Below are 16,061 nucleotides of genomic sequence, written 5' to 3' on the forward strand. Positions count from 1 at the left end.
TCGCCGAAAAATGGAGTTTTCAGCCCATTTCCGAAGGCTTCTACGCAATTATTCCAGCACGGTTCCGTTCCGGCCTTGCTGCTTGACCTGGTAGAGGGCCTTGTCCGCCTTGCTGTAGAGATCCGCAAGCGAGGATGGGCCGTTTCCGAACGCGCCGCCAATGCTCAGGGTCACGGACAAAGGCTCTTCTCCCGCACGGCAATCAAGCAACCGGGCGCGCAGGGCATCCAACCTTTCACGCACGATTTCGCGAGATCTGACGCCGCGAAGAAAAATCACAAACTCGTCCCCACCCCAACGGCAGAGCACATCGCCGGACCGGAAGGATTTCCGCATGGAACTGCCCATGTATTGCAGGACCGAGTCCCCCGCGAGGTGCCCGAAGCGATCGTTCACGCTCTTGAAATAGTCGATGTCGAGCAACAGAAAACAATAGCTGGAGGAAGCCCCCACCAAATCCAAATGCTCGGAAATGAGCTTTTCCGCCGCAGCCCGGTTGAGCAACCCGGTAAGCTTGTCGTGGCGGCTGGTGAGCATGAGCTGGCGGTTCGCTTCCTCAATCTTGCGGATGGAGGTCATGTCCTGTGCGAAGAGCAGCACGTATTCGCCCCGCAGATCAAGAGTATCCTTGACCAGGGTGCTCCTGATGAGCAGCTCGTGCCGGCCGTCCTCATAGATGACATTGCAGAACATGGAGACGGTCCCGCCACCGTTCTCCCTGATACGCGCCACCAGGTTATCAAGGGCAAAATACTGTATGTAGTTTTCCCGCTCCTCCGGGACGACCACATTTTCCGCAAACCAGAGAATCTGTTCCTTGAAGGTCTGCTGCGGCAGCATCTCCCCGTTGCCCGCGCCGATGACGGTTGTGCTCATGCCTGTCCGAACATCCACAGTCATGAAATTCTCGCACAGGTTGGACACAATAAAATTGATGCAGCTGTTCTTGAGCGCAAGGATGTTGGCGTCGCGGATTTGTTCCATCACCTCATCGGTTTCATCCCGCAACGCCGCAAGAATATGCTTTTCGTCACCCGGCAGAAATTTGAGGTTCCGGCACAGACAAATCCCGTCGTCGCGCCGGATGCGGTACTGGACAACGGCCTTCTCCACCGAATCGACCAGCTTCAAAATGCGATCACGCTCCGTATGGCGCCGGAAGAACTCGCGCTCCTCTGGCAATACGTACTTTGCAAGAACCTCCATGCCCTCTTCATACGTCCCTTCGGAGGGGACCACATTGAACAATTTCTTACTCAGCACGAGCGTATGGTACTGCCCATTCTCACGATTGAAAACGAAGACGGCATCATAATCGCGGAGCAACAGAGACTTGGAAAAATCTTCCATAAAAAAACACCTTGCCCGGCAACCTCAACCAAACATCTTTGGCGGGACACAACCGGGCGCAAATGGGGAAATATGCCTCCCTCCATCCCAAAGTTCCAACCTGACGTCAAGGGATAGCGCGCCGAGAGAGAGAGAGAGAGAGAGAGAGAGAGAGAGAGAGAGAGAGAGAGAGAGAAGCTCAGCTTTTTTAATCCATTAGAGGAGATCAAATATTTGTTTTTACGATACCGTGTGATCATGCGGAAATGGGTTTGTAAAAGATATATCTATTAACTACTTATTTTTATAATAAAAAATAGAAATTTGAGCTTTTTTGAACAACTTTTTTTGAAAAAAGCGAAAAAAGGTCTGGACAGGAAGCTTGCTCCGATATAAATTCACCCCAACAGATATATCACATATGCATACGAGAAAAACCTAACCGGATGGCAACCTTTAAATATAGATGCTATTTTATATGTTATATCATTATATTATATACAAATGATCTTCCAATGCGGACGCTCTTCTCTTTGCGGCAATGAATATACGGCCTCGCTATAGATATATTATTCTATCCGTCTTTATTCGAAAAAATGCGATCAAACCAATTGATACATCACACACCCAAGGAGCGCATCATGCACGGCAAGGCGTTGATCAACGAGGCATTGAAGGGGAACCCCGTCGAGCGGACCCCCTGGGTTCCCTACACCGGTTCCCAAATCGCCAACCTCAAGGGGTATACCGCGCAGGAAATGTTCCGCGACGCGGACAAGCTGTACGAATGCTGCATCGAGGCGGAGTCCCAATACTCCCCGGACGGCATGACTCCCATGTTCGACCTGCAAGTCGAAGCTGAAATCCTCGGCTGCGATCTCGCATGGTACGACAACACCCCGCCCACCGTCTGCTCTCACCCGCTCGAAGGCGAGCTCGTCATCCCCACGCGGCGCATCCAAAAGACCGACGGGCGCATCCCGCTCATCCTCGACGTCATGCGCCGCTTCAAGGCCGCCAAGCCCGACATCGCCATGTACGGCCTCGTCTGCGGCCCGTTCACCCTCGCCTCGCACCTGCGCGGGACCAACATCTTTATGGATATGTACGACGATGAGGACGGCGTGAAGGCCCTCGTCGCCTACTGTGAGGAAGTCGTCCGTGAGGTTGCGGACTACTACATCGAGGCCGGGTGCGACATCATTGCCGCCGTGGACCCGCTTGTCTCTCAGATCTCCCCGGACATGTTCGAAACCTTCCTGAGCGAACCCTACACGAAGTTCTTCGCCTCCATGCGCGAAAAGGGTATGCCCTCCTCCTTCTTCGTCTGCGGCGACGCCACCAAGAACATCGAACCCATGTGCCTCACCAGGCCCGACTGCATCGCCATCGACGAAAACGTCGACATCGTGGAAGCCAAAAAGCTCACGGACGCCCACGGCATCACCATTTCCGGCAACCTCCAGCTCACCATCACCATGCTGCTCGGCACGCAGCAGGACAACCAAAAGGCCGCCATCGAACTGATGGACAAGATGGGCACGCACCGCTTCATCCTCGCGCCCGGCTGTGACGTTCCTTTTGACGCCCCCGCCGCGAACCTCATCGGCGTGGGGCAGGCCGTGCACAACCCCGAAGCCGTCCGCAAGGCGCTTGAAAGCTACGTCGCCAAGGACAATCTGCCGGAAATCGAAATGCCGGACTACGTCAATCTCGACCACGTCCTCGTCGAGGTCGTGACCATCGACTCCAAGACCTGCGCCGCCTGCGGCTACATGGTCGCAACCGCCAACAACGCCGCCAAGATTTATGGGGACAAGGTCAAAGTCGTCGAACGGTCCATCATGTTCCCCGAGAACCTCGCGTTCGTGAGCAAGGTCGGCCTGACGAACCTCCCCTCGCTCCTCGTCAACGGCGTCATCAAGCACATCTCCCTCATCCCCACCGTCGAAAAGCTGCGGGAGGAGATTGAGGAAGCGATGAAGTAGAACAGAGGATGGAGGGAAGAGGAAACCCTTCTGAAGAGGGATTTTCCTCCCCACCCCGCCCCTTTCCTGCCCAAGGCTTTGAAGGTGGGGAGGCGGCGCGGCGGGAGTCCCTATCGGACTGAAAACGGACAGGATACGGAGTTTTCTCCAAAAGGGGCAAAGAGAGGCTCGGGCCTCGGCTCTTCCCCACAAGGCAGGATTGACGGAATGCGCAAGGAACTGATCATCCTCTCCGGCTTTCTCGGAAGCGGCAAGACGACGCTGCTGCGGTCGCTCCTGCTGCGTCACTCGGATCGGAAGATAGCCGTGCTGCTGAACGACTTCGGCGACATCCCCGTGGACGGGGAAACCCTGCGCCGCTCCGGCGTCGAGGGCGGCGTAGTGGTGGAGATCGGAGGCGGATCGGTATTCTGCTCGTGCCTGCGGGAGCCGTTCATCAAGACGCTGGCCAACCTCGCCGCCCGCGACGAGGATCTGATCATCGTGGAGGCCTCCGGCATGTCCGATCCCTCCGCCGTGGACAAGATGCTCCGGCTCTCCGGCCTCGACGGCCTTTTTGAGCACACCTCGACCATCTGCCTGTTCGATCCCGTCAAGAGCCTCAAGCTGGCGCGCGTGCTGGAAGTCATCCCGCGCCAACTGGCCTCGGCCAGCGTCGTTGTCCTGACCAAGGCCGACATCACGACTAAGGAGGAACGGGACGCAGCCCGCGCCTATATCCGCTCGCAGGAACCCGACCTCCCCATAGTGGAAAGCCATAACGGAAACGCGGATTTTGCCTCCCTGCCCGAACGGGCGCTTCGCCTGTTCCCGGTCGGATTCAATACCCCGGAGACGCGGCCCGACTGCTTCGCACTGGAAGCTGTCAGGACCGACGCCAAGACGCTGCTCGACGCCCTGACCGCCGACGGAAACGTGCTGCGGGTCAAGGGGTATATCCGAGCCGCCGACGGCGTCCGATTCGTCTCGGATACCGGGCAGGGTTTTGAAACGATGGAAAGCCGGGACGCGCCGATACCCCTCATGATCATCTGTATGCAGGGAACCGCCGGAGCCGTCCGCGCCGCATTGCACGCGGCGGGCATCGCCTGAATCAGCACAACCTTTAAGGAGCATACCATGAGCGCTATTTTGCAGGACATTTCCGAGAAGTTGCAGAAAGGGAAAATGAAGGAAGTCGCCGAGCTGGTGAAGCAGGCCGTCGCCGACGGCATCCAGCCCCTGACCATCCTCAATGAGGGCCTCATGCCCGGCATGGACATCATCGGCGAACGCTTCAAGAAAAACGACATCTTCATCCCCGAAGTGCTCATCGCGGCCCGCGCAATGGCCGCCGGAACCGATGTCCTGCGTCCCCTCCTCGTGGGCGACCAGATGGAAGAAAAGGGCACCGTCGTCATCGGCACCATCAAGGACGACCTCCACGACATCGGCAAGAACCTTGTCCGCATGATGATGGAATCCAAGGGCCTCAACGTCATCGACCTCGGCAACAGCGTGCCCCCGGCCAAATACATTGAAGCCGCCGCCAAGCACAACGCCGACATCATCGCCTGTTCCGCCCTGCTCACCACCACGATGGTCCACATCAAGGATGTCGTGAAGGGCGTGGCCGAGAGCCCCCTCGCCGGAAAGGTCAAAATCATGATCGGCGGCGCACCCGTCAATGACGCCTTCCGCGAGTCCATCGGAGCCGATTATTACACCCCCGACGCCTCCTCAGCCGCGGAAAAGGCCCTCGAAATCTGCGCCGCCGCGAGGGCGTAGAAAAACATTATGGGAACCGGGGGAAGGAAGAAGGAACCCTTCTGAAGAAGGGTTGCCCCTCTCCCGGGCCCCTTCCACCTCCCAAGACGTTTGACTGGTGGGGAGGCGGCCCGCAAGAAACCCCTCTGTATGGAAGGAATGGAGCGGAGGCGAAACGGAAACCCCGCCGCCGGGAAACACGGCAAAGAGGCGGTCCGCCTCTCCCATGCTTCCCGCCGCAAGGCGGCTCCTCCCACCCAAACGGCCCCGGCAACCCCGCCACCCGGCGGAAAGGAAACGGATATGCACCTCATCGCCTGCGAAGTCTTCCGCCCCGAGCTGGAACGCCTGACGCGAGCCATGCGCAACGCGCCCGAGGTGACGTATCTCGAACAGGGCCTCCACGACACTCCGGACGAACTCCGCCGCCGCGTACAGCAAGCCGTCGACGCGCTGGAAGCCAAGGGCGAAACGGTCATTTTCCTCGCCTACGGCCTGTGCGGGCGCGGGCTTACCGGCGTGACCGGGCACACCGCGACTCTGATCCTCCCCCGCGTCCACGACTGCATCCCGGTCCTGCTCGGGGCGACGCAGGAACAAGCCAACGAATCATCGCTCGGCGGCGGCACTTACTGGCTCTCCCCCGGCTGGCTCCGCTACTCGCAAACCTCGTTCATCCAAAACCGCGAGAAGCGCTTCAAGGAATACGAGGAACGGTTCGGCACCGATTCCGCGGCCTACCTCATCGAACTCGAAGGATCGTGGCTCAGAAACTATACCAACGCCTGCCTGATCCTCTGGGAAGGCTGGGAAGACGAACGGGAACTCGTCCGGACCGCCAAAGCCGTGGCCGACGACGCCGGGCTCGGCTACCGGGAACTTCCCGGAGACCCGAATTTCATCCAAGCCCTGCTCGACGGCGGCAAGGACGGGCGCTTCATGCGCATCGCTCCCGGCTTCACGCCGGATCTCGACGGTAACGGAACCATTACAGCCGTGCGGGTGACATCATGAATGTTTCAATCACCGTCCGCCACTGCGGAGAAACCACAACCCTCCGCGCCGAGGCGGGAACGCCCCTCGCTCCCCTGCTCCGCGAAGCGGGTTTACTCACCCTGCCCTGCGGCGTCGGCAAGTGCGGCAAGTGCCTCATCCTCGCCGCCACCGAACCCTGCGCCGAGGAACGCGCCCTGCTCGGCGACGCAGCCCTCGCTTCCGGGCTGCGCCTCGCCTGTTACACCCGCGCCGCTGAGGGGCTCGACATCGCCCTTCCGCAGGCCGGGGCCCTGCGCGTGCTCACCCGGTTCGCGCAATCGGACTACCCGTTCCGGCCCATCGTGGAGCGCCGCTCCTTCGCCATGCCCGAGCCGTCCCTCGACGACCAGCGCAGCGACCTGCAACGCCTCATCGACGCCTGCGGCGCAAAGGGCCACGCCCTCGGCCTCGGCCAGCTCGCCGCCCTGCCCGCCTTCATACGCAACGCCCGCTCCAACGGCGGGTGCGGCGACGGGCACGGCAACGTGTGCGGCTTCGGCCTCATGCATGGGGAAACCCTCGTCGGCTATACGGCCTCGGATGAGGCATACGCCCTTATCGTGGACATCGGCACCACCACCGTCGCCGCACTGCTCGTGGACACGGCACGCAGGCGCGTGGTCGCGGCACGCGGCGAACACAACGCCCAATCGCCCTACGGCGCGGACGTCATCAGCCGCATCCGCCACGAAACGGAATGGGAAGAACACCGCAACGGCCCGAACCCGCTGCAACAGGCCATCGCCAAGCAGGTTTCCGCAATGCTCGCCGGGCTGCTGGAACAGGCCGGGATCGGCGACGTGGACTTCCTGTCCCTGACCGGCAACACGACCATGATGCACCTGCTCTGCGGGCTGCCCGGCGAACACATCGGCAAGGCCCCGTTCATCCCCGCCACGCTCGAACCCATGCGCCTGCCCGCCGCCGATCTGGGCATCGCCTCGCAAGCCCCCGCGTTCCTGCTACCCGGCATTTCCGCCTATATCGGCGCGGACATCGTGGCCTCGCTCCTCGCCGCCGACGCCCACCGCAGCCAGCCGCCCTTCCTGCTCGTCGACCTCGGCACCAACGCCGAAACCGTGCTCTGCGCAAGCGGCACGCTCTACGCCTGTTCGGCGGCCGCCGGGCCATGTTTCGAGGGCGCAACCCTTTCCTGCGGCATGGCCGGGCAGGATGGGGCCATCGATACCGTTTCGCCCGACCCGGAACGCGGCCTGTCCTTTACCACCATCGGCGACGCGCCTGCGCGCGGGCTGTGCGGCTCCGGGGTACTGGATGCGCTGGCCCTGCTGCTTGACGCCGGGATCGTGGACGAAACCGGACGCCTCGAAGCCGACGCCTCCCCGCTCGGCGCACGTATTACGGACGACGCGCTGACCTTCACGGATTCGGTGCGCTTCACCCAGAAGGACATCCGGGAAGTGCAGCTCGCCAAGGCCGCCGTGCGCGCGGGCATCGACATCCTGCTGCGGGAGGCGGGCATGGAAACCGCGGATGTGGCCCGCCTCTACCTTGCGGGCGGCTTCGGTTCCGCCATGCGCCCGGAAAGCGCGGCCCGCATCGGGCTCATCCCCGAAGAACTTTCCGACCGGGTCACGGTGCTCGGCAATGCCGCCGGTTCCGGCGCGCTGCGCTATGCGACCGAGGAAGGCGCGGCCGAAAGCGCCCTCGGCATCATCCGCCGTACCCGGTACATCGAACTTTCCGCCCACGCGGGCTTCACCGACGCCTACGTGGAACGGATGCTCTTTCCCGAAAGGGAATGAGGCTGGAAAGGGGGAAACCTTTCCGGCGAACGGGACACCCGCGCGGATTGCCTTTTCCCCCCGGCTCTCACCCTCCTTTTTCCAAAGCGCTCGCAATGCGATGCGGGAAAAAAGTGTTCCTTATGAATGAGGGTGCGGAAACATCCCGTTCGGGACATCCCCCGGAACTTTCCGGGCGAACAACGGCAGAGGCACGGCGGACCCGTTCCGCCTTACGATACGCTTCAGCAAACCCAGAGAGGCTTGTATGAAAAGATGGGCACATTCCAGTCTGATGGGGGGAGTCGGCGTCGGCCTGAACTTCCTCCGCGAAAAGGACTGCGAAAAGATCCATGAGGCATCCCTAGAAGTCCTGCACGACCGGGGCGCGTACTTCGACAGCGAAACGGCACGCGAAGTCCTGCGCGACCACGGCTGTTGGGAAGACGCGGACGGCTGCACCCATTTCCCGCGCACGCTTGTGGAAAGCGCGCTGGAAGCGGTCCCCGCCGAGTTCGTCCATCGCGGCAGGACGCCCGACGACGATATCCACATGGCGCAGGATCAGGTGTATGCCTCAAACTTCGGCGAAGGCATCTTCACCCATGACCTTGAAACCGGCGAACGCCGTTCCACCGTCAAGCAGGACGCCGTCGACATCCTGCGCGTGGTGGACTCGCTCGACAACATCCACATCTACAACCGCGCCATCGGCCCGCAGGACGTGCCGTCCGAATCCGCGTCGATGCACAATGCGGAAGTGGCGTTCTGCTACACCAGCAAGCCCATGCACCTGGTGTCCGGCAGCCCCTTCCAGACCAAGAAGATGATCAAGATGGCGGAGATCGCCGCCGGGGGCAAGGAAGAGCTCAAAAAACGCCCCCGCACCGCCTTCAACCACACCACGATCAGCCCGCTCCGCATCTCGCATGAGGCCTGCGAAAACGCCATGATCGTGGCCGAGGCCGGGCTCCCCAACCACATCCTCGTCATGGTGCAGCAGGGCGCGACCTCGCCCATCAGCTATGCGGGGAGCGTGGCCGTACACAACGCGGACTTCCTCGCCTTCAACACCCTGTTGCAATGCGTGAACAGGGGCAACCCCACCCTGTACGGCGCGTCCGCCTGCGTCATGGACATGAAAAAGGGCCTTTCCCTCGTGGCGGCCCCCGAAGTGTTCGTGCTCAACGCGGCAATGGCCCGGATGTCGAAATACTACAATATCCCGAGCTACATTGCCGGTGGATAGACGGACAGCATATGCAACGACGTGCAGGCCGGAGCCGAACGCGCTCTCAACCGCCTGATGACCGCGCTGGCAGGTGCCAGTGTTCTTTTCGGTCAGGGTATGCTTGAGACGGGACTTACGTTCGACATCCCGACCCTGCTCGTGGACGACGAAATCATTGATTATGTGCTGCGGATGCTGGCTGGCTTCAAGGTTGACGCCACAACCCTCTCCACAGACCTGATCAAGGAAGTCGGCCCCTTCGGCACGTACCTCGCTGAAATGAACACCTTCGAACATCTCGGCGACCTCAGCACCTACAACCTCATGAACCGCCGGAACTACGACATGTGGGCCGCCTCCGGGAAGCCCGATCTCTATGGGCAGGCCCGCGAACGCGCCAAGGAAATCCTCGCCACCCATAAGCAGAAGAACCCCTTGAGCCCCGAGCAGGTCAAGGCCATCCGTGACGTCCTTGTGGACGCGGAAGGCGAACTCGGCGTCGCAGACTTCTGGAAGGGCAAGGAAGAGAAGCGCTTTATCGACAACGACCTTTATTAGGGCATCCCAAAGCGAAAAGGCTCTAACGGGCCGTCCGGCGGGGCTTCGGGTCCCCGCCGGAGTCGGAAAGATACCCGGCGCGTTTTCCTTTCCTCCTCTTGGGGAAAACGCGCCGGGGCACAAAACGGCCTTTCTTCGTTCCCCCCTCTATGCGGAAAAAACGACGTCCTGCCGCCGAATCTGCTCCCGTGCACAACGGGACGAACTTTTCCACGGAAAACCGCGCCATACCCGCCAAGGAGCACCGTGCCATGACCATGACATCAAGAGAACGCTTCGCCGCGATGCTGAATCACAAGACGCCTGACCGGATGCCCGTATACCCGCTGGTGAACAGCATATCGCGCCAGTCGCTCGGCATTACCTATGAAGAATGGACCAAGGACATCAACAAGTGCGCCGAGGCGATCATCCGCACCACGGACGAACTCGAACTCGACTGCCTGTGCACGCTGGTCGACCTCTCCGTGGAGGCCGCCGACTTCGGGCAGGAACTGCTGTACTTCAAGGACAAGGCCGCCTGCCCTGATCCCGCGCAGCGCGTCGTCCCCACCGAGGGGGATTACGACAAGATCCCCCGCATCGATCCCGCCAAGGGCAAGCGCATGAGCGAACACGTGGAACTCTGCCGCAAGCTCGTGGAGGCGCGGGGCAAGGACAAGCCCGTGGTGGCCTTCGTGTTCGGGCCGCTCGGCATCGTCAGTATGCTCAGGGGCCAGCAGGAAATGTTCATGGATCTGTATACCGCCCCGGACGAAGTGAAAAAGGGCGTGGAGATCGTCTCCGACGTGCTCTGCGATTGGATCGACCAACTCTGCGCCACGGGCATCGACGCGGTGATGTTCGATACGCTGTACGCCTCCCGGTCGATCATGAGCGCGGAGATGTGGGACGAGTTCGAGGGCGTCTACATGACCCGCATCGCAGAACGCGTGCGCTCCCACGGCTGCGCGGTGATGATCCACAACTGCGGGCAGGGCGCGTATTTTGACGAGCAGTACGAACGGATGAAGCCTGTGCTGTTCTCCTTCGCCCACCCGCCGCAGGGCTGCGCGGATATGAAGGAAGCCGTCGAAAAGTACGCCGACAAGATGATACTCATGGGCACCATCGATCCCGGTTGGTTCATGACCGCGACTCCTGAAACCCTGAAGGCGCGCGTGGAAGAAGAACTTGCCGTCTTCGGCCCTTCCAAGCGCTACGTCCTTTCGACCGGCTGCGAATACCCCGCCTGCCTCGACTTTGCCTTCCCCCGCCAGATGGTGGATATGGCGAAGGCGTACACCTACAAATAAAGGCGGGCTATCCCCATCCCGCCCTCCGCCCGCGGTTCCCCCGAACCCGCGGGCAGAGCTTCCCGGAACGGGGCCGCGCGGCGGAAGGGCCGGTTTCCCTCTCCCGGGCCCGCCAGCGTCCGGCCCCGTCATCAAAAAACGGGGCGGGCCGCCCGTTCCCCGCCTTCCCGCCCCCCATGCCCCGGCTATACAGATATTTCTCCTGCCCAGCCCCTCCCCCTCCCCGCTCCAGACTCCGGATCGCCCATGATGCCCCTCAAGCGGCACCCCGCCTTGCTCCGTCCGGATGAAGGGCCTTTGCCGCCCCATTTTCCGATCGAGATTTTTTTCCCATGCCGCTCCGAAAAGCTGGACAAGGGGGCTCTTCTGATATATGAGATAACCAACGGATGCGGAAAAGACGCACGATCCGGCGGCACGCGCCGCCATGCCTTTTGAGGTGCTATCATGGCAGTCCTCAAAAGGTTTTTCAGGGGAAACCATATGCAAGGCGCCGAGGTATTTCGGAACGGTTTAAGAAAAAAATCGCTTTCTGATATTCCTAACGCCCTCAACCCCCTTGAAGCCGCCGTGCAGGTAGGGTAAAACAATCTAATGTAGGCCGGAGGAACGGTGCGCAAGCGCCGTGATGCCCCGGAAAACAGGCGGGAGATCGCCCGCCAGCCCTCCGCCAAAAACCAACCCCGCCGGGCCAAGTGCCCCGCCGCAACCAACGCAACCGTTTCAGGTGCCCGAATATTTCGGGATAATTGGGAAGTTCGTAAAAACGACGCTGACCCCGCAACCGTGAGAGGGGATGAACCCGCAACAGCCACTGTGGACGCCGTCTACGGGAAGGCGCGGGCAAAGAAGATCCTCAAGCCGGGAAACCAGCCTGAAAACTCATATGGTACGGACGCCGCCAAGCGTTCCGTCCGGTCCACGATGATTGGACCAAGGAGTTGCCATGAAAAAATGTTTCGTCATGGTTCTGCTGTGCTGCCTGCTGGTGGCCGGAACCGCCTTCGCCAAGACGGGCACCCTGCTCGTCGCCTTCGGAACTTCGATGGACAGTGCAAGGCCCGCAATCGACGACATCGAAAAGGCCTACAAGAAAGCCGCCGGGAATGAACCCGTGCTTCTGGCCTTCACCTCGGACATCATCCGCAACAAGCTGGCCAAGGAAGGCAAGCCCGTCCTCTCCGTCAACGCCGCGATGAATGAGCTCGCCGCGCAGGGCGTGACCGATCTCAAAATCCAGTCCCTGCACATCGCCCCCGCCGAGGAATACAACCAGCTCGAACGCATGGTCGTCAAAAACATCACCAAGAATCCCGGCGTATTCAAGACGGTCAAGGTCGGCTATCCTCTCCTCGTCTCTGAAAAGGATCTCGACGCCGTCGTCAAGGTGGTGCTCGCTTCCCTGCCCAAGGATCGCAAGCCCGGCGACGCCGTGGTGCTCATGGGCCACGGCAACGACCGCGGCCCCGGCGACCTGACCCTCGCCGCCACTGCCGCCGCCTTCCACAAGGCCGATCCCCACGTCTGGCTCGCCACCGTCGAAGGCTCCAACAGCTTCGACAACGTCCTGCCCAAGCTCAAGGCTTCCGGCGCCAAGCGCGTCTGGCTCCAGCCCTTCATGATCGTTGCGGGCGACCACGCCAACAACGACCTCGCCGGGCCGGAAGAGGATTCCTGGGCCTCCCGCATCAAGGCTGCCGGGATGACCCCCATGCCCAACCTCAAGGGCCTCGGCCAGCTCAAGGGCATTCAGGACATCTTCCTCAGCCACACCCAGAACGCCGTTGTCGATCTCGCCAACACGAAGAAAGCGGATTAAGTGAGGATGGAATAGCGAAAGAATCGGAGGGGGAAGGGGAACCTTTCTGGAGACGGGCTTCCCCTTCCCCCTCCCAAGACTTTCGACCTTATCGAATCCCTTTTCACGGCTTTCCCTGTAAGCCCAAAAAAAGGTCTGCAATACGGCATTGCCCCTCTCCTTAAAGACGTTCCGTCCCTTCAGAGGCAAGCTCACAGAAAGTCGCCATTTTTGCAGAAAAACAAAATATGGTTCCCCCTTTCCTATCCTACAGAACAGAAACCGTTGGAGAGAAAGGGGGAGGTTCGGGGAAAGGCGAGAGAAGCCCTTCCTTTCTCCGAAAACATCAACCCACTACAAGGATTTTACCATGAAACCGGGAAAACTGTACGGCGTGGGCATCGGCCCCGGCGACCCTCGGTACCTGACCCTCCGGGCGGCGGACGTGCTGCGCTCCGTAGACGTAATCTTTACCGTCATCTCCCAAAACGCATCGAGCAGCGTTTCCCGGTCCGTGGTCGAATCCCTCGAGCCACGCGGAGAAATCCATCTCCAGATCTTCAGCATGTCGCGTGACAAGGCCGTCCGCGCCGCGCAGGTGCAGGCCAACGCCGACGCCATCATTACGGAACTGAAAGCGGGCCGGGACTGTGCCTTCGCCACGCTCGGCGACGCCATGACCTACAGTACATTTGGTTATGTTCTGGAAATAATACGTGAATCCATCCCTGGCGTGGAATTGGAAATCGTCCCCGGCATCACCTCCTTCGCCACTCTGACGGCGAAAGCCGGAACTGTGCTCGTAGAAAACGGCGAACAGCTCAGAGTCATCCCATCCTTCAAGTCGGAAATGGCCGAAACGCTGGACTTCCCCAAAGGCTCCACCACGATTCTCCTCAAGACCTACCGTAGCCGCAAGGCGCTGGTGGAACGCCTCAGGCGCGAGGAAAATGTGGAGATCCTGTACGGCGAACATCTGGCAATGGAGGGGCAGACCCTCCTGACCGATCTGGATGCCGTTGCCGACCGTCCGGAAGAATACCTGTCGCTCATCATGGTCAAAAAGCAATGAAACGCGGACGCCGCCCTCTTCCGCCTCCGTGGAGGCGCCCGAGCCGCATCCTGTGGTTCGTTCTGGCCGTCATCGGAGCCTGTTGGCTTACGCTGCACATGCCGGAATCCCACATGATGCGCCCGAAGCCGGAACAAAACGGCACGAGCGCCCCCACAAGCCGGATGCACCGGCCCGCTCCCGTCAGTGAGGCTATGGACGCGGATGTGGGCGAAGACGCCGTGACTTCCTCCGGGCCGACAAAGATGGATACCGCGGCCCCCCGCATGAAGCGGCACGCGCCGCTCACCCCGGCGGAAAAAATCTTCGCCAAGATGAAAACCTTCGGACGCCTGTTCGCCATCGTGGGCATCGCTGCCTTCCTTGGAGGGCTGATGGAGGCGCGGCGCTGGCACATGGCGCTGGCGCGGGTCATGGGCAAGCTGGCCCGGATGGCCCGGCTCCCCGAGATCGTGGGCCTTGCGATGCCGACCGCGCTCTGTTCCAATGCGGCGGCCAACAGCATACTGGTCAGCAGCCATGCCGACGGGCATATCCGCACCTCGGCGCTCATTGCGGGCGGCATGGCGAACAGCTATCTGGCCTACGTCTCGCACTCCATCCGGGTCATGTATCCGGTGCTCGGAGCCATCGGGCTTCCGGGGGCGCTCTACTTCGTGGTGCAGTTCTCGGGCGGGTTCATCGTCATTCTCGGCGTCCTGCTCTGGAACCGCTGGTATGTCTCCGGGCACGGGGATACGCCCGTTTCCGGCATTCCCCCGGTAGACGAAGCTCCGCTTGGGTGGCCTTCCGCCGTGGGAAAAGCCGCCGTCCGATCGCTGACGCTGCTGTTTCGCATGGTGTGCATCACGGTCCCGCTGATGCTCTGCATCGAATGGCTGTTGAAGAACGGCGCGTTCAATTTCTGGGAGCAGTATGTCCCTGATCAGGTGAACCGTTTTTTCCCTGCGGAACTGGTATCCGTGGTCGCCGCGCAGATGGGCGGCTTGGTGCAGTCTTCCGCGGTCGCCGCGAACCTCAGGGCCGAAGGGCTCATCGACAACGCGCAGATCCTGCTGGCGATGCTCGTCGGGAGCGCGGTGGGCAACCCCTTCCGCACTCTGCGGAGGAATCTCCCTTCGGCGCTCGGGATTTTCCCCGTGCCCGTCGCGTTCGCCATAGTCATCGGTATGCAGCTCTCGCGCTTCGTCGTTACCCTCGTCGCCATCGCCGGGGTCATCGCGTTCATGCATTATGTGTTGTATTGAACTTGGAGGGGGAAGGAGTTCGTTCCCGCGAAAGACGTTGAAGAGGGGAGCAGGCGAGGGACACGGAAAAGCCGCAATGGTGGAGCAACAATGAAACGGGATTATTGAACCAGCGGCATACGAAAAAGCGAAACTCTTGTTGCCGGAGGCGGCATGAACATACGTTGGAATTTGAGCGGAATGGAAATCGAGCGGGAGAGTTTCCGTGTCATCGAGTCGGAGTGCGATCTCCACAAGCGGATGCCCGCACCGGAATGGCGTGTGGCGCGCCGCCTGATCCATACCACAGCGGACATGTCCATCGCGGACACGCTGGTTTTCCGGCATGACGCCATCGGCTCGGGTCTGTGCGCGTTACGGGCTGGGGCGCCGATATTCTGTGATTCCAAGATGATCCGCGCCGGGCTTTCCATCGAGCGGTTGAAGAGGCTGAATCCCGGTTACGGTCCCGAAAGCCTGCACTGCCATATCAGCGATCAGGACGTCATCGATCGCGCCAAACTCGAAGGCCACACCCGTGCCCTGTGCAGCGCGGAGAAGGCGCGGCCCATGCTTGACGGGGCCATCGTGCTCATCGGCAACGCTCCGCTGGCGCTGGCCCGCATTGCCCGGTACGCGCTTGAGGAAGGCGTGCGGCCCGCCCTTGTCGTCGGGATGCCCGTCGGATTTGTCAACGTGGTGGAGTCAAAGGAACTTCTTGCTCAGTGCGATGTCCCCCAGATCGTCCTTGAAGGACGGCGCGGCGGCAGCGCCCTCGCCGTCACCACGCTTCACGCCGTTATGGAGAGCGCGTAGGGATATGGAACTTGGGGAGGCTCTGCGAGAGGAGTTCGTTCCGGCAGGAAACAAAATATCAATAATATAAATAAATTAAATATATTAAACAAACAATCTTCACATTGCCTTTTCAGAAAGATGATGCAACGGAAGCTCGGCAACATCCCGTAAAACCGCAGAACAGGGATTCGATAAACGCGAAAGTCTTTGGAAAAGGAGAGGAGGGGGTCTGGGGGAGGG

At 60.7% G+C, this 16,061-nt stretch carries 11 protein-coding genes, 1 pseudogene and 1 riboswitch; of the genes and pseudogenes, 11 read left to right on the forward strand and 1 reads right to left on the reverse strand.

All coding sequences use genetic code 11. The features are described 5' to 3' along the window. Positions 1–48: 48 nt before the first annotated feature. Entirely contained in the window at positions 49–1,350 is a 1,302-nt protein-coding gene (locus T370_RS0101990) for a GGDEF domain-containing protein (protein ID WP_005023890.1), read from the reverse strand. A 620-nt stretch (positions 1,351–1,970) separates the two neighbouring features. On the opposite strand from T370_RS0101990, the gene T370_RS0101995 reads away from it, so the two are divergent. The 11 genes and pseudogenes from T370_RS0101995 (at position 1,971) to T370_RS0102065 (ending at position 15,839) form a co-directional block, all read left to right on the forward strand. Continuing rightward, a complete protein-coding gene (locus T370_RS0101995; protein WP_029434560.1) occupies positions 1,971–3,317 on the forward strand; it encodes a uroporphyrinogen decarboxylase family protein in 1,347 nt (448 codons plus the stop codon). Positions 3,318–3,524: 207 nt separating this feature from the next. After that, positions 3,525–4,409, forward strand: coding sequence for a GTP-binding protein (locus tag T370_RS0102000; RefSeq protein WP_029434561.1), 885 nt, complete (start codon positions 3,525–3,527; stop codon positions 4,407–4,409). Positions 4,410–4,436: 27 nt separating this feature from the next. After that, entirely contained in the window at positions 4,437–5,084 is a 648-nt protein-coding gene (locus T370_RS0102005) for a cobalamin B12-binding domain-containing protein (RefSeq protein WP_005023884.1), read from the forward strand. A 282-nt stretch (positions 5,085–5,366) separates the two neighbouring features. Then, positions 5,367–6,077, forward strand: coding sequence for a DUF1638 domain-containing protein (locus tag T370_RS0102010; RefSeq protein WP_016360959.1), 711 nt, complete (start codon positions 5,367–5,369; stop codon positions 6,075–6,077). Then, the gene (locus tag T370_RS0102015; RefSeq protein ID WP_029434562.1) at positions 6,074–7,864 is read left to right on the forward strand and encodes an ASKHA domain-containing protein; all 1,791 of its coding nucleotides are present in this window, start codon (positions 6,074–6,076) and stop codon (positions 7,862–7,864) included. Before T370_RS0102010 ends, T370_RS0102015 begins: the two co-directional genes overlap by 4 nt. Before the next feature lie 274 nt (positions 7,865–8,138). Continuing rightward, positions 8,139–9,632, forward strand: a pseudogene (locus T370_RS25865) (trimethylamine methyltransferase family protein). A gap of 251 nt (positions 9,633–9,883) precedes the next feature. After that, a complete protein-coding gene (locus T370_RS0102035) occupies positions 9,884–10,927 on the forward strand; it encodes a uroporphyrinogen decarboxylase family protein (RefSeq protein ID WP_051643707.1) in 1,044 nt (347 codons plus the stop codon). Between the two features lie 708 nt (positions 10,928–11,635). Next, positions 11,636–11,819, forward strand: a riboswitch (cobalamin riboswitch). A 54-nt stretch (positions 11,820–11,873) separates the two neighbouring features. Further along, positions 11,874–12,746: a sirohydrochlorin cobaltochelatase gene (locus T370_RS0102050; protein ID WP_029434568.1), complete on the forward strand. Its 873-nt coding sequence runs from the start codon at positions 11,874–11,876 to the stop codon at positions 12,744–12,746. Positions 12,747–13,095: 349 nt separating this feature from the next. Then, positions 13,096–13,797, forward strand: a complete 702-nt coding sequence (cobI, locus tag T370_RS0102055; protein WP_029434569.1) for a precorrin-2 C(20)-methyltransferase — start codon at positions 13,096–13,098, stop codon at positions 13,795–13,797. Then, complete coding sequence (locus T370_RS0102060; protein WP_029434570.1) at positions 13,794–15,044, forward strand: hypothetical protein; 1,251 nt, start codon at positions 13,794–13,796, stop codon at positions 15,042–15,044. Before cobI ends, T370_RS0102060 begins: the two co-directional genes overlap by 4 nt. A 153-nt stretch (positions 15,045–15,197) precedes the next feature. Continuing rightward, entirely contained in the window at positions 15,198–15,839 is a 642-nt protein-coding gene (locus T370_RS0102065) for a precorrin-8X methylmutase (RefSeq protein WP_005023864.1), read from the forward strand. Positions 15,840–16,061: the final 222 nt, after the last annotated feature.

This window comes from Bilophila wadsworthia ATCC 49260, from assembly GCF_000701705.1.
GTDB classification, from domain to species: domain Bacteria; phylum Desulfobacterota; class Desulfovibrionia; order Desulfovibrionales; family Desulfovibrionaceae; genus Bilophila; species Bilophila wadsworthia.